Source organism: Vibrio sp. 99K-1, assembly GCF_013114585.1.
Taxonomy (GTDB): Bacteria; Pseudomonadota; Gammaproteobacteria; order Enterobacterales; family Vibrionaceae; genus Vibrio; species Vibrio chagasii_B.
Genome location: NZ_VTXF01000007.1, coordinates 49965 through 65267, shown reverse-complemented (window position 1 = coordinate 65267; position 15303 = coordinate 49965). Strand labels below are relative to the sequence as shown.

General features: G+C 45.9%; 9 protein-coding genes and 1 riboswitch. Of the genes, 5 read left to right on the top strand and 4 right to left on the bottom strand.

The annotated features are described in order from the left end of the window. Nucleotides 1-163 precede the first annotated feature (163 nt). Nucleotides 164-247, bottom strand: a riboswitch (Fluoride riboswitch). 154 nt (nt 248-401) lie between these two features. Both F0228_RS07390 and F0228_RS07385 read right to left on the bottom strand, forming a co-directional pair. Continuing rightward, nucleotides 402-695, bottom strand: a complete 294-nt coding sequence (locus tag F0228_RS07390) for a YebG family protein (RefSeq protein WP_008223840.1) — start codon at nt 693-695, stop codon at nt 402-404. An 88-nt stretch (nt 696-783) separates the two neighbouring features. Beyond that, on the bottom strand, nt 784-1680 hold the full coding sequence (locus tag F0228_RS07385; RefSeq protein ID WP_019823882.1) for a LysR family transcriptional regulator: 897 nt from the start codon (nt 1678-1680) through the stop codon (nt 784-786). Between the two features lie 205 nt (nt 1681-1885). Between F0228_RS07385 and F0228_RS07380 the strand changes: the two genes are divergently transcribed. The 4 genes from F0228_RS07380 to recD all read left to right on the top strand — a co-directional run bounded on the left by F0228_RS07380 (nt 1886) and on the right by recD (nt 12718). Then, nucleotides 1886-2836 (top strand): TDT family transporter, encoded by a 951-nt coding sequence (locus F0228_RS07380; RefSeq protein ID WP_029405558.1) that lies wholly within the window; start codon nt 1886-1888, stop codon nt 2834-2836. 127 nt (nt 2837-2963) lie between these two features. Next, on the top strand, nt 2964-6440 hold the full coding sequence (gene recC, locus F0228_RS07375; protein ID WP_171762070.1) for an exodeoxyribonuclease V subunit gamma: 3477 nt from the start codon (nt 2964-2966) through the stop codon (nt 6438-6440). A 393-nt stretch (nt 6441-6833) separates the two neighbouring features. Next, entirely contained in the window at nt 6834-10508 is a 3675-nt protein-coding gene (gene recB / locus F0228_RS07370) for an exodeoxyribonuclease V subunit beta (RefSeq protein WP_171762069.1), read from the top strand. Continuing rightward, nucleotides 10508-12718 carry an exodeoxyribonuclease V subunit alpha gene (gene recD, locus F0228_RS07365; RefSeq protein WP_171762068.1) on the top strand — a complete coding sequence of 737 codons (2211 nt, stop codon included), beginning with the start codon at nt 10508-10510 and terminating at the stop codon, nt 12716-12718. Before recB ends, recD begins: the two co-directional genes overlap by 1 nt. A 52-nt stretch (nt 12719-12770) precedes the next feature. On the opposite strand, the gene F0228_RS07360 is transcribed toward recD, so the two are convergent. Continuing rightward, complete coding sequence (locus F0228_RS07360) at nt 12771-12962, bottom strand: hypothetical protein (RefSeq protein ID WP_008223046.1); 192 nt, start codon at nt 12960-12962, stop codon at nt 12771-12773. A gap of 293 nt (nt 12963-13255) precedes the next feature. Next, the gene (argA, locus tag F0228_RS07355; protein ID WP_019823870.1) at nt 13256-14593 is read right to left on the bottom strand and encodes an amino-acid N-acetyltransferase; all 1338 of its coding nucleotides are present in this window, start codon (nt 14591-14593) and stop codon (nt 13256-13258) included. Between the two features lie 160 nt (nt 14594-14753). Between argA and F0228_RS07350 the strand changes: the two genes are divergently transcribed. Beyond that, nucleotides 14754-15227 (top strand): DUF2850 domain-containing protein, encoded by a 474-nt coding sequence (locus tag F0228_RS07350; protein WP_029405557.1) that lies wholly within the window; start codon nt 14754-14756, stop codon nt 15225-15227. Nucleotides 15228-15303 lie beyond the last annotated feature (76 nt).

Below are 15303 nucleotides of genomic sequence, written 5' to 3'. Positions count from 1 at the left end.
CCTAGGGCGTTGAGAAAACAGGACGTGTTGGAAGAGGTGCGGCTAGTTCACTACAGATCTTGAGTATCGATAATCCAAAGGAGTCATGGGATTTGGTCCTAATAGACGCAGCCCATTTCAAAGTGGAGGAGTAGCGATACATCCAACAGTATTACCTGTTTTCGATTCTGTAGGAGTCATTAGCACGGTTCAAAAGAACGGGCGGTTGAAGCAAAAGCTTAGGTGGAACCCCATCACCTGATGGCTATAGATTAGATCTTTATCACACTTTTGTGCAAGCGAATGTTTAGAGCGATTTCGACTATAAACAAGCATCATTATATTTCGATAAGTATAAAAAAACGCCAATAACTGACTCTGATTAGAGGTGTCATTGGCGTTTTTTAGAAAACTTCAGCTAGTTAAGCCGCATCTTCTTCTGCGTCTTCAACAGCTTCAAGCTTCTTCGCTTTTTTCGGAGCTGGCTTACGCTTCGCACCTAATGCGTAAAGAACTTCTTCTTTGTTCTTCGCTAGGTACATTGCAAGTTCTTCTTGCTTGCCTTCATCTTCAACTAAATCGCTTTTGCCTAACAGTTCAAAAAGCTCATCAGCCATATCCAGCATTTTGTCGTATGCGTCAGCTTCGGCTTTAGAGGTAAAAGTCATTTTCTCTTCTCCGTTGCGTTCCACCACGTACTTGACGATAACAGCCATGGTTAATCCTCTAAGTTTGATAAATTTTACTGGCTTTTTATACAGTTTCTGATGTTAAAAGTCCAGTTGGAGCCCGAACTATGCGGCCTCAATCTTGATGTGTCGCCCAGTCTTCACAATAACTCATGAAAGATTTCAGCAATGGGCTTTGGTACTTGTCTTTGTGGACCAGCATCCAGAACCGACGTTTCATATCAAGTGGCACATTAAGCGCTTTTACACGGCCTGAATCGATCGCTCGCTGAGCAGCTAAACGAGACAAACAGGCAAAGCCAAGACCGGCAGAAACAGAGTTGATGATTGCTTCTGTGGTGTTGAGCTCAAAAGACTCATACCAATGCTCGATGCGTGGTGCGACGGCTCGTAGGAAAAACTCACGCGTTCCTGAACCGGATTCGCGCAATATCCAATGGCTGTCTTCTAAATCTCGCAACGCGATTTTGTCTTTTGCCACTAAAGGATGTTGATTACTAACGATAATACACATTTCATCGCTACTAAATTGGCTAGAGATCAACTCCGGATGGAGTGTTTTTCCTTCAATTAACGCGATATCCAGTTCATAATCCACCAACTTTTGACAGATCAGGGCACTGTTTGAGATGAACAAACTCTGGTCTTGGTGCTGAGTTTTTTCTCGAAAGCCAGACAAAATAAAAGGCGCAACCTGATTACCGATCGTGTCACTCGCGCCAACCTTGAGATTGCCACTTAAGGGCTGGTCGTCACGGAACAGAACATCGATGCCTGCTGCCCGGTGAAGAATCTCATCAGCCAAGGGAAGCAGTTTATGTCCTTCTTGATTGAGAATTAATCGGTTGTTGACCCGGTCAAATAGAGAGTGCCCTAGCTGTTTTTCCATTTCACCGAGTGCCATGCTAACCGCGGCTTTAGAGAGAAACAGAGCTTCCGATGCGGCGGTAAGTGTCGAATGCTGGGTAATGGTGACAAACACTTTGAGCTGTTTGATTGAGATATTAGCCATCAGGTTCCTACTTTTACGCTGCTGGTGGAATTGGTTGTTCAGTATTGATGAACGCTTGTTATATATAATTGGATATAACTTAACGAAGTGCAAGCGTATTATGGCTTCAACAAGCTGATGAGTTCACAAGTTTTGTGAATTAAGTTCAAGAGAGGCTCACATGATTCAACGTATTAAATATAGATTAACAGGAGCTCCAACACCCATGGCAGGGTTAGCACTAGCAATCGCAAGTTTAGGCTGGTGCTGGGATGGCGTTTTAGTCGCACAAGGTATTTTACACACTCCTGGTTTAGTGCAGTGGACCAGTGCGGGTATCGCGGCGGTATTACTTCTTGTTTTAGCTGTGAAATTTTTGATTCATGGTCATTTATTGCGTGAAGATCTTGCTCACCCTGTAGTGGGTAGTGTAGTACCAACATTTGCGATGGGCAGCATGGTGGTGTCAGCATCTTTAGCGCCGATTTCTCAATTTTTACAAGAAGCGATGTGGCTTGCAGCGGTTGCTCTACACGTTATCTTCTTAGTGAGCTTTTTGTACCACAGAGCTAAAAACTTTGAGATTCACCATATGGTGCCAAGCTGGTTCGTACCGCCAATCGGTATCATTGTGGCAGACGTATCTTTCTCGGGTAATCCAGTTTTAGAGCCTGTAGCGAACGCGACTTTGGTATTCGGCTTATTGGTTTATGCTGTGATGCTACCACTGATGGTTTACCGTTTGATCTTCTCTCACGAAGTGCCAGATGCAGCAAAACCAACCATTGCGATTATGGCAGCACCAGCAAGCCTATCTTTGGCGGGATACCTAACAGTGACAGCAAGCCCTTCACCAGTGATCATTGGTTTGTTATTTGGTATTGCAGTGTTGATGACGTTCATTATCTATATGGCGTTTTTCAAACTACTTCGTCTGCCATTCAGCCCTGGCTATGCAGCGTTTACCTTCCCAATTGTGATTGGTGCAACAGCCTTGTTTAAATTGGCTGCGTGGATGCAAGCACAAGGTATTGAAGCGCATTACATTAACCAAGTGTTTAACCTAGCTTATTTAGAGCTGATTGTTGCGACGTTGGTGGTAGGTTATGTCGCTGTTCGTTACTACATGAACTACAAACCTCATCGTGTTTTAAGTGCGGTAGCGGGCAGATTGTAAAGGGCAATAGTTCAAAAGATAAACGGACCTTAAGCTTTCGGTATTTCATAAGCTTATATTCCTCATCCAAACTCAGCACTTATGCTAATCTGGCAGTATATTGTGGCAAGATTAGCGTGAGTGCACTTTGTTTACTGTTTACCATTCCAATAAAGTTGATACTTTAAAAATTCTTCTCGTTCACTTAATCAAAAGTGACCCTTTAGCCAATCCTTTCGAAAAAGAGCAGATCTTGGTTCAGAGCCCGGGTATGTCTCAATGGCTTAAGATGGAACTCGCCAAAGAGTTTGGTGTAGCAGCAAATATCGATTTTCCTCTTCCAGCAACCTTCATTTGGGATATGTTTACCCAAGTGCTTCCTGACGTACCGAAACGCAGTGCTTTTAACAAAGAAGCGATGACGTGGAAGCTAATGAGTTTGCTACCTGCAAAGCTTGACCACCCTGATTTCTTACCCCTACAGCGCTATCTTGAAAACGACGAAGACGGCTCTAAGTTGTATCAATTAGCCGAGAAAATTGCCGATATCTTCGATGGTTACTTGGTATATCGCCCTGAGTGGATGGCGATGTGGGAAGCGGGAGAACCCGTTGCAGAATTGATTGATAGTGAAGGGCAACAAGAGCACCCTTGGCAGCCGATTTTGTGGAAGGCACTCTACGAGCAAACGCTCTCTCAAGGCCAATCGAAATATCACCGTGGTAACTTGTATCACGATTTCATTGAAGCGTTAGCTAATCAACAAGGCCAATTACAACACCTGCCGAAACGTCTGTTTGTGTTTGGTATTTCGTCACTGCCTCCTCGCTACATGGATGCCTTGAAAGCGCTTGGCGAACAGATTGATGTCCACCTGATGTTTACCAACCCTTGCCAACATTACTGGGGCGATATTCGTGACCGTAAATACTTGGCGAGAGTGGAAGCGCAGCGTCGTAAGCAGTTTGCTTTGGTTGATGGTTTACCTCAGCTAGAAGGCGAAGTCTCACCATTAAAAGATGGCATTGAATCCAATATTGAAGACGAACTGCATACCAGTCAAGCGGTCGGTAATAGCTTACTGGCGTCTATGGGTAAACTGGGCAGAGATAACCTGTTCTTGCTGTCTCAATCAGACAGCGAAGAGCATGAGTTCTTTATTGATGTCGAGAGAGACAGCCTGCTGCATCAACTGCAAGCCGATATTCTTGAGTTAGAAGAGCACCAAGACGATCACATCTTAGACTCCAGCAACCATAAACAAGTGGTTGAGCTGGGCGATCGTTCGTTGACGGTACACGCTTGTCACAGCCCAATGCGCGAGGTTGAAGTTCTTCATGATCAGTTGTTAGCAATGTTTGACGCTGACCCAACATTACAGCCACGCAACATCATCGTTATGGTGGCAGACATCAATGCTTACAGCCCTGCTATTCAGGCGGTATTTGGTAATGCTCCAGGTGAGCGTTATATCCCTTACTCGATCTCGGATAGAACCGCAGATCAAGAGAGCCCAATTCTGACCGCGTTCATGCAGTTGGTCGCGCTACCGAACACGCGTTGTCTAGCTTCTGAACTTCTAGAGCTATTAGAAATCCCAGCGATGATGGCACGCTTCGGTATTGATGAATTTCAATTTGAACAAGCTAAGCAGTGGGTTGAAGAAGCGGGTATCCGTTGGGGTGTTGACTCTTCTACCGCAACGGAATTTGATCTACCTGCAACCGAGCAAAATACTTGGCTATTTGGTATTCAGCGCATGCTCTTAGGTTATGCGATGTCGGATTCTGCAGGTTTGTTTGAAACTGAACACTCTCCGATTGCTGCTTATAACGAAGTTCAAGGCATTAACGCCGAACTTGCTGGTAAGTTAGCGCACTTTATTGATCGTATTGCCCATTACCGTCAACGCCTTGCTGAGACGCAATCCATCGATATGTGGCGTGAAACCTTGCTGCAAATGATTGATGATTTCTTCGCCGTTGAGCTAGAAGGCGAGGTGGTGCTTAAGTCGATTCGTGATGCACTTTCTCAACTCAATGAACAGCTTGATGATGCCTTGTACGAACAAGAGCTATCGCCAAGCATTATCTATCAGTACTTGAATAATAAACTGTCGGGCGCGCGTATCAGTCAGCGTTTCTTAGCGGGGCAAGTGAACTTCTGTACCCTGATGCCGATGCGTTCCATCCCGTTCAAAACTGTTTGTCTGTTAGGCATGAATGACGGTGTTTACCCACGCTCAATGCCGCCAGAAGGTTTTGACCTAATGAACGGACGCACTCGTCCCGGTGACCGTTCTCGTCGTGATGATGACCGTTACCTATTCTTAGAGGCGATGTTGTCGGCGCAAGAGTGTTTATACATCAGTTATGTCGGCCGCTCGATTCAAGATAATACTGAGCGAGTACCGTCGGTATTGGTTTCTGAGTTGATTGAGTACTGCCACCAGAACTACTGCCTAAGTGCAGATCAAGCGTTACCAAGTGATGATTCTGGTATCAATCTGACTCAAGCGATCAGCTTTGAGCACACCATGACTCCGTTCAGCCCGGCAGCTTTTACACAAGGTGATGAAAGCCATGTATTGAGCTACGCCAAAGAGTGGCTTCCTGCAGCTAACCGTTCTGGTGAGCGCAGTGGTGAATTCAATCGCGCTTTGGATGACTATTTGCTTGGTGCGACTTATCCGTTAGAACTCGATTTGGTTGAGCTACAGCGTTTCTGGCGCTTGCCAGTGCAATACTTCTTTAATCGTCGCCTAAAGGTAGTGTTTGAGCCACCGCTTCCGGTAATGGAAGACGACGAGCCGTTCGTGCTTAATGGCTTAGAAAGCTTCCAGCTTAAAGATGCGCTGCTGCAGGTACTGTTGGATCACCCGGAAGGAGCAGATGAAGCGGTTCGCTTGTTTGTTTCTGAGCAAAAAGCCCAAGGTCGATTACCGGTTGGTGCTTTTGGTGATATCGAGTTTGAAACCAACCGTGTTCAAGCAGAAGACTTAGCCAAAGAGATTCGATTCGTGAGCGGCTCGCCACAGCAAGATCTTGAGGTAAATATTGAATTTGACGTGCTAGGTGAAGGAAAACCGGTTCGTTTGATGGGCTGGCTTACTCAAAACTATCAATCGGGTTTGGTGCGTTTTCGTAGTGGCAAAATACGCTCTCAAGATTACTTGGCCGCGTGGATCGATCACTTGTGTTGCGCAGTGATGGGGCAGGGCAAAACGACTCATATTATTGGCTACGACAGAAAAGAAGGCGTGGTTCACCAAACGTTACAATCGATTGTTGATGCGCAGCAGGCGAAGAGTTTGTTGGCGGAGTTAGTACGACTGTTTTATCAAGGTATGACTGCACCACTGCCTTACTTCCCGAAAACCGCATTGGCCGGCGTTGAAGCGGGCTTTAGCCGTGGTAAATGGGTCGATGATGAAGAGAAGTCACTTAAGAAAATGGCCGATACTTTTAATGACAGCTTCGCTTTCACTGGCGAGGGTCGAGATACCTACATCTCGCGTATTTGGCCTAAATGGGACTATGAGCTGGCTGCTGAGTCGCGAATGTATTCGACGCTTGTGTTACAGGCGGCAAGGTTGGCGGCTGCCGATCTGGAAGATCAGGAGTAAGTGGCTGTGATCGACAAGATCAATCGCGGGTTCGCTGAATTAATGAATGGCAGAAGAGAGTCGCTGGTAAGCGTTTGGAGTGTCTGCTTTCCTGGAGAAAGGAAGCAAGGTACAGGAAATAAAGTGGCCGCCAGTAAATCATTATTAGTGTAGGGCGTTCGCTGTACGGCCACAGGTCAGAGGGACCATTATTCTGTGGTTCTAAGTAGGCAATGAGTATAAAACTCGAATCGCGCTCCTGAACTCGTGGGCGCATAGTAGCGAGGCGATCCGAATTGATCCGTGAGAGAGATCGCACTAACTATTAACAAATCAGCGTAGGACGTAAATTGAATGACGTTTTCCACGCTAGGTCACATTTGTAACAACATATTTATCAGAAGGCAGTAAGGCATGACGACCACAAGCAGTGTTCAGGTAATTGCTCCACAAACACTCAACACCATGACGTTTCCACTTCATGGTGCGCGTTTAATTGAAGCATCGGCGGGTACAGGTAAAACATTTACCATCGCTGGCTTGTACTTACGCCTACTGCTCGGACACGGCACGGCAGCACCACAAGGTGAGCTCGCGGAAGCTACCCGACATCACGAGCCGCTCACTGTAGATCAAATCCTGGTCGTGACTTTTACCGAAGCGGCAACCGCAGAGCTACGAGATCGTATCCGTGCTCGAATCCATGATGCGCGCATTGCGTTTGCTCGTGGGCAAAGTGATGACCCAGTGATTGCTCCTTTGCTACAAGAAATCGAAGACCACGCTGGCGCTGCGAAAACACTGCTCAATGCTGAAAGGCAAATGGACGAAGCCGCTGTATACACCATTCACGGCTTCTGTCAGCGTATGTTGACTCAAAATGCCTTCGAGTCTGGCAGCCGATTTGATAATGAGTTTGTGACTGATGAAAGCCATCTTAAAGCGCAAGTGGTAGCCGACTACTGGCGTAAGCAGTTTTACCCGTTACCTATTCAACTGGCTGGTGAGGTTCGTAATATCTGGGGTTCACCGGCTGCATTATTAGCAGACGTCAATCGTTATCTGACGGGCTCTCCATTGAAGCTAACAGTCGACGCGATGTCGGGGGATTTGCAAACTCTGCACAATCAGAACCTAGACAAAGTGAAGCAACTTAAGGCGTTGTGGTGTGAGTCTGAAGCGGACTTTTTGGCTTTGATCTCTGCTTCGGATGTGAACAAACGTAGCTACACCAAGAAGTCTCTGCCGACATGGTTAGAAGCGGTGACAGCATGGGCGCAGAGCGACACTCATGATTATCAATATCCAGACAAGTTAGAAAAGTTCTCTCAAGCCACGTTAATTGAAAAAACACCGAAAGGCACTTCACCTCAGCACGCTGTTTTCGAAGCGATTGACGACTTCTTAAATAACCCTGCTGACTTGAAAGCCCCGTTATTGGCGCACGCAATTACCCACTGTCGAACTATGCTAGCCAAGGCGAAACAGCAAAAACAGTGGTTGTCATTTGATGACTTGTTGACTCAGTTATCCGCGTCGATTGATGTCGATGAGCAGTCACTGCTGGTGGAGAGAATCCGTACCTTATACCCGGTGGCGATGATCGATGAATTCCAAGATACCGATCCGCTGCAATACAGTATTTTTAGCCGAATCTACCTCGATAACCCGCAGTGTGGTCTGTTTATGATCGGTGACCCGAAGCAGGCTATCTACGGTTTCCGTGGCGCGGATATCTTTACCTACATTAAGGCAAGAAACCAAGTTAGTGCTCACTATACGTTAGGGACTAACTGGCGTTCGAGTGCTGATATGGTCAGCGCAGTAAACCAAGTGTTTATGAATTCGGGTAGCCCGTTTATCTACGATCAAGACATTCCATTTTTGCCCGTTGCTGCCAGTCCATCTGCTGATAAGCGCCAATGGGTGATGAATGGCCAGACTCAACATGCACTGACCTTTTGGCTGCAAGAGGCTGAAGACAAGCCATTGCCGAAAGGTGAATATCACAAGGCAATGGCAGAAGCGACAGCGAGTCAAATTCAAACTATTCTGACCGCTTCTCAAAATCAACAAGCCTATTTTGATAACGGCAAAAAACAGCATGCCGTGAATGCGGGTGATATTGCTGTCTTGGTTCGAACCGGCAGTGAAGGTCGTCTGATCAAGAACGCGCTGTCTGAACAAGGCATCGCGAGTGTGTATTTGTCTAACCGAGACAGTGTATTCACCAGCTTGGTTGCGCAAGATATTCAACGTCTGCTGCAAGCGGTGCTGACACCAGAAAACGACCGAGCATTGCGCGCGAGTCTAGCCTCCGAGTTATTTGCTCTAGATGCGGCTTCATTGGATGAACTCAACAACGATGAAGTGGTGTGGGAAAACGTGGTTAACGAATTTCGAGAATATCGTAAGTTGTGGCTGCAGCGTGGCGTGCTACCAATGCTGCGTAGTGTGATCAGCAAGCGACACCTCGCGGAACGCTTGCTGGAAGAAGAAAATGGTGAGCGCTCACTCACCGACTTGATGCACATAGGCGAATTGCTGCAACAGGCAAGGCAGGAACTCGATAGCGACTATGGCTTGCTGCGTTGGTTAGCAGAAGCGATTTCCGATGCACAAAATAGTTTAGGCGGCAGTGAGGATGACATTCAGCGTCTTGAGTCAGAGAGAAACTTGGTTCAAATCGTTACTATTCACAAATCGAAAGGTTTGGAATATGACCTTGTATTCCTGCCATTTGTCGCGAGTTACCGAGAAGCGAGCGAAGGCAAATTCTACGATCATGATTCAGATACCACAGTACTGGATATTACAGGTAGTGATAGTGCCTTAGCCCAAGCCGATAAAGAGCGACTCGCGGAAGACTTGCGTTTGATTTATGTAGCGCTGACTCGTGCGGTTTATGGCTGTTTCATTGGCATGGCGCCACTGCGTAAAGGGCGTTCAACCAAAGAGCCGACAGGTGTGCATTTGAGTGCGATGGGCTATTTGGTTCAAAACGGTCAAGAGCAAGGCATTGCCGAATTGCATCAGGCTCTAACGGCAATTGAAGGCAAAAATTCAAGTGTGCTGTTAGCCGAAACACCAATCGCTCATGAACAGGTGTTTGTACAAACAGAGCAAGTGAGTGACGACTTACATGCTAATGAACTCAAGGCTTCAATCGACCGAGCTTGGCGTATCACCAGTTACTCAGGGCTTGTAAAGCAAGGCAGTCACGGTGCGAGTCATGACGCGACCATTGAGGTGTCTGGCTTTGATATTGATTCGGCTGATGAGCAGGATGAGTCTGAGTTGATTGAGCCTGAACGCTCTATCTTTACGTTCCCTCGTGGTGCTCGCCCAGGTACTTTCTTGCACACCTTGTTTGAGGAAGTTGAATTTACCGAGCCAGCAACCAGTGAACATAACACGCAAGTAATCACTCACTTATTAGAATCAGAGCAATATGAATTAGAGTGGCTACCTGTGCTTCAGCAACTGGTCGATACCGTTCTTAACACCGCGTTGGATGGAAAAAACTTAAAACTAAGTGAGAAGGACTCAACACAACGCTTAGTTGAGATGGAGTTCTTACTGCCAATTGAAGTATTGGCCTCATCAGAGTTGAATCAAACCATTCAATATCATGATCCATTGTCAGCCAAAGCGGGCGACCTAGGTTTTCAAACCGTGCAAGGTATGCTGAAAGGCTTCATCGATTTGGTGTTCGAGCATCAAGGTAAATACTATGTTCTTGACTGGAAATCGAATCATTTAGGTGATGATGTTGCCGTCTACCATGGCGAGGCATTGAAATCGGCGATGGCTGACCACCGTTATGATCTGCAATATCAGATCTATGCATTGGCGCTGCACCGTTTTTTGCGTAGTCGTGTTGCCAATTACAGCTACGAACAACATTTTGGCGGCGTGTACTACTTGTTCTTACGAGGAATGGACGGTCAATCTCAGCAAGGTATTTTCTCGGCGAAACCAACACTGGCGTTACTTGATGAAATGGATCAATTGATTGACGGTAAAGTGATAGACAGACGTTCAGCACAATTGAATGACGATGAAACTGGACAGATGGGGCTTTTATAATGACAACAACGACCACTAATACCAGCATAGAAACAGCGAACACAACGAAGCCAGTTTCACTTATTCCTGAGCAACTTATGGATGTACTCAAGTTTCTTGCAGATAAGGGTTCGATTCGTCAGTTGGATTATCAGTTTGCCCGTTTTATTGCTCAGCAAGCCACGAGTTACTCTCAAGAGATCGGCTTTCTCGCTGGGGTAGTGAGCCATGAATTAGGCAAAGGACACATTTGTACTCAGCTTATACAGCAGCATACGATAGGCCCTGCACAAACGGCAGATATAGCCCAGTTACTTGGGTTGTACGGTGAAACGGCGCTGCAATTGAATCAAAAGCTATTAGGTATTGATTGGGTGACTGTTTTGCAATCATCTAACCTCGTTGGCGCAACTAATGACTGTGTTAAGCCTCTGATGTTTGATGGACGGCGCGTCTACTTACAGCGTTACTGGAACTATGAGGTTGTGCTGGCTGACACCTTAAATCGTTTAAGTAAGCCGGTAGAGTTCAATATTGAACAGAAAAAGGCGCTGACGGAAACACTCAATCAGCTTTTCGCACGTAGTTATCACTTTCTGTTTAACGCCTTAGCCAAGGCTGAAACAAATCAGCAGACGTCTCAGGTACTGCGCCAACAGTTGGTGTGTGATCATCTTGATATTGTCGATGAGCAATCTTTGAATTGGGGCGCAATTGACCAAGCGATTGTTCAAGCCAAGCAGGTAACGGACTTAGATGTTCTAGACAGCTTGGTACCGCTATCGGCATGTTTGAATTGGCAAAAAGTGGCAGCAGCAGTAGCTCTAAGTCGTCGCTTTGCAGTGATCTCTGGTGGGCCGGGTACTGGTAAAACAACCACGGTAACCAAATTACTGTCCGCGATGGTCGAGCAATCACTAAGCCAAGGTAAAACGCCAACGATAAAGCTCGTGGCACCAACGGGTAAAGCGGCGGCGCGTTTAACTGAATCGATCGGTAAAGCGATTGAACAGTTACCATTAGCGCCTGAAGTGAAGGCCAACATACCGACTGAATCGAGTACTTTACATCGATTACTCGGCGCGATTCCTAATCGAGCGGAATTTAGACATAACCGACGCAATCCACTTCACCTTGATATATTGGTAGTGGATGAAGCTTCGATGGTTGATTTATCGATGATGTATAAGCTGGTGGATGCGCTCCCTGAACACGCAAGGCTGATTCTGCTTGGGGATAAAGACCAACTGGCTTCCGTTGAGGCCGGTGCAGTTTTAGGTGATATCTGTTCATTTAACTCTACAGGTTACAGCAGCGCGCAAGGCAACTTGATTGCGGAGATGACTGGCTTTGATGCGATAGCTAAGACACCACAAGCAAAAGCGGGAGCCGTTAATCTTCCGGCGATTGCTGACAGCCTATGTATGCTGCAGAAGAGTTACCGTTTCGATGCGCGCTCAGGTATTGGGCAGTTGGCAAAAGCAATCAATAACGGCTCTGCGAATCAAGTAGACCAAGTGTTTGCCAAAGGGTTTGGCGATATCGAAAATCATCCTCTATCGAGCGATAGCTATAACTTGATGCTGCGTACCTTGGTTAATGAGTATGGTGCGTATCTCAATCGAATGAATGTACCGTTGGAAGAGTTAGAAACTCAAGAAGCGAGAGCCAAATCGGTACTCGATTTGTTCAGCCAATGTCGACTGCTGTGTTCTATTCGTGAAGGCGATTTTGGTGTTAAAGGCCTCAACCATCGTATTGAGAGGGCGCTTGCCGCAAGACGTTTAGTGAATCCACACAACGATGAGCTGTGGTATCACGGGCGACCTGTAATGGTAACGCGTAACGATCATGGCTTGGGTTTATACAATGGTGATATTGGTATCTGCATGCTTGAATCGGATTCAAGCCACTCTGACTCTGCACCTAGATTGAAGGTTTATTTTGAGTTGCCCGATGGCAGCGTAAAGGCGGTGCTACCAAGCCGAGTACCAGATCATGAAACGGCTTATGCGATGACGATTCACAAATCGCAGGGCAGTGAATTTGATCTGACCTTAATGATCCTGCCGCCAGATTTCAGCCCAATTTTGACGCGAGAGCTTATATACACAGGTATTACGCGTGCGAAGAAACGACTGATCATGTTCAGTGATACTAACGTATTAAAGCGTGGAATTAAGGTGAAAACAGAGCGAGTGAGTGGTTTAGGAAGCCGCTTAACTAGCTAAAGGTGATAGAGGTACATGTACAAAGCAACCATCCCTGGTTGCTTTGAGCGTGCTAGGAATCAGTGCCTAAAAACGCTCGAGTAAACGATATGTGGTTTATCTTGTATTTTGCTTGGCAATTCAAAATAAACTCTTTTAGATTCTCGCTCACAGGGAATACGCAGTGTACGTCTAGCCCTTCTAAGAATTGGTTATCAGCCATATCCCAAAAACTTTGCAGCGAGTTACAAACAATGGTTCTCATATCAATGTTGCTCTTTTTGCTGTTTATATCAACGACCAGACATCAATCGCCTGCTGATCATTAACGGGTATAGCAATCCGTGCAGTAACCACTTCGATTCGCTCAAATGATTTGTGTCATAGGGCGGTCGATGTGGTCATTCCAATAAAAACATTTGTTATTTTGTTAAAGCGACCAAATTCTATACAATTTTGTTTGTGAGTTAAAGTGCATACCTAATAAATCTCATATAGAAAACGATTACATTTGCAATTATTTTTCCTTTGAAGTGAGATTTTAGTCCAAAACTTTATTTACACATTTAACGCTAAGATTTTTGAGTTACGTTGATAGTTGTACAGCCCCTGTTTTTCCATCGGTAGCTCATCAACTCCGATCTCGTAAAATCCTTGTTCACGGAACCAATGCAGGCTATGTGTGGTTAAAACGAAAATTTGGTCGATATCACGAGACTTCGATTGATGACGCATGTAGTCCAGTAATATTTGACCACGGTTTCCATCACGATAATCAGGATGAATAGCCACACAAGCCATCTCCGCCATATGATCTTCCGGGTATGCGTAAAGTGCTGCGCAACCGATAATCAACCCATCTTTTTCAATAATGGTAAATCGGTGGATCTCTTGCTCTAGCTGTTCTCGAGAGCGGCGCACTAAGATGCCTTGTTCTTCAAGTGGACGAATGAGGTCAAAGATGCCGCCAATGTCGTCGATCTGAGCTTGTCTTACTTGCTCGGCGCTCGCCATCACTACTTGGGTTCCAATACCATCGAAAGAGAACAGCTCTTGGATCAGGGCGCCATCCACTTTGTAGCTGATTAAGTGGCAACGAGGCACGCCTGCACGACAAGCGGAAATTGCTCCTTTTAGGAAGCGCATGGTCCCGGTGCTCATGTCTTCAACTGGATTCTGATCTTCGGTTAAGCGTGCAAGAATCTGTTTAGCATCTTTAGGAAAGAGCTCGGCGAGCACATTGCCGTTTTGATCTGTCACCCCTTGTTCAGAGCAGAAACCAATGAGCTTGTCGGCTTTTAAACGAATTGCTACTTGGGTTGCGACCTCTTCAGAGAGTAGGTTAAAGCTTTCGCCAGTAACGGAGCTGGCAATAGGGCCAAGCAACACGATAGAACCTTGGTCGAGTGTGCGATTAATCCCTTCGATATCGATTCGACGAATACGTCCGCTATGGCAATAGTCGGTGCCATCATCAACCCCTAGCGGCTGTGCCGTAATGAAGTTACCACTCATCACATTGAGTTGAGTGCCTGCCATCGGAGTATTGTTCAAACTCATCGAAAGTCGAGCAGTGATGGCAAGTTGAAGCTGTCCAGCAGCCTGCATAGCGACGCCCAAAGAATATTCATCAGTGACCCTAATATTCTTGTGATAAGGCGTATGGCAATCTTGCTTGGCGAGCAATTGGTTGATCTGCGGTCTTGCCCCGTGAACGAGAACAATTTTTACTCCAAGGCTGTGGAGCAAGGCTATATCACTAATAATGTTACCAAAGTTCCTGTCGGCAACGGCTTCGCCTCCCAACATAATGACCATGGTTTTGCCACGGTGAGCATTTACGTAAGGGGTTGATTGTCTGAAACCTTTTACTAGCGCTGTACTTCTTAATTTCACAGAACAAGTCCATTTGTTTATTTATTCGATAATTTAGCATTTAAATTCAAATTTAAACAACACCTTTTTGGAATAAAGCGCAAACTATTCTCATCTAAGCTTCATTATATAAAGTGTCTCAGTGTAGAATGCGCACAGCATCTTCATGAGTAGTAACCGAATGCCACAAGCTTCCGCACAAAAGAATAAAATCGATGAGATAACCAAAGGCCTTTACAGTGAGGCTGAGCAGCGCAACCAATCTCCATTGAAGCGTAAGATCATAGAGCGTTGCCTGATGGTATTGGCTCTGGTTGGTTCGTTTGCTGTCGTATCGCTATTTGGTGATGTCATCACACGGCTACAAGATGCAGCAACGCCAAATCATTTGTTGTATGGCACTTGGATTGAGCAAGATGTGGCTCATTATGCGACGGATGAGTTTGTGTTGAATGCCAATGGAGTGTCTGTTGCCGGATCGATTATCGCGACCAGTTTTGAATTCGATGGCAACTACTTCGAGTATAAAGCGGGAGAGCAGACGTACCGCTTCCGTATGACCAATTCTGACAACACAGAAATGACGCTGGATTCAGAGAGCCATTACAACCCAGTATTTCGCCTTAAAGGTCATATCGATCACTCAGTTCGATAGGTTATCTTCTTGTAAACTCTTACAAACTAAGATTGTGTTATCGGACCGTTTTTGTCATCCTCGATGCATAGAATTT

Excerpts from the sequence above, each read along its gene's own strand:
- F0228_RS07390 (WP_008223840.1), bottom strand. The coding sequence starts at position 695 with ATGGCTGTTATCGTCAAGTACGTGGTGGAACGCAACGGAGAAGAGAAA.
- F0228_RS07385 (WP_019823882.1), bottom strand. The coding sequence starts at position 1,680 with ATGGCTAATATCTCAATCAAACAGCTCAAAGTGTTTGTCACCATTACC.
- F0228_RS07380 (WP_029405558.1), top strand. The coding sequence starts at position 1,886 with ATGGCAGGGTTAGCACTAGCAATCGCAAGTTTAGGCTGGTGCTGGGAT.
- recB (WP_171762069.1), top strand. The coding sequence starts at position 6,834 with ATGACGACCACAAGCAGTGTTCAGGTAATTGCTCCACAAACACTCAAC.
- recD (WP_171762068.1), top strand. The coding sequence starts at position 10,508 with ATGACAACAACGACCACTAATACCAGCATAGAAACAGCGAACACAACG.
- F0228_RS07360 (WP_008223046.1), bottom strand. The coding sequence starts at position 12,962 with ATGAGAACCATTGTTTGTAACTCGCTGCAAAGTTTTTGGGATATGGCT.
- F0228_RS07350 (WP_029405557.1), top strand. The coding sequence starts at position 14,754 with ATGCCACAAGCTTCCGCACAAAAGAATAAAATCGATGAGATAACCAAA.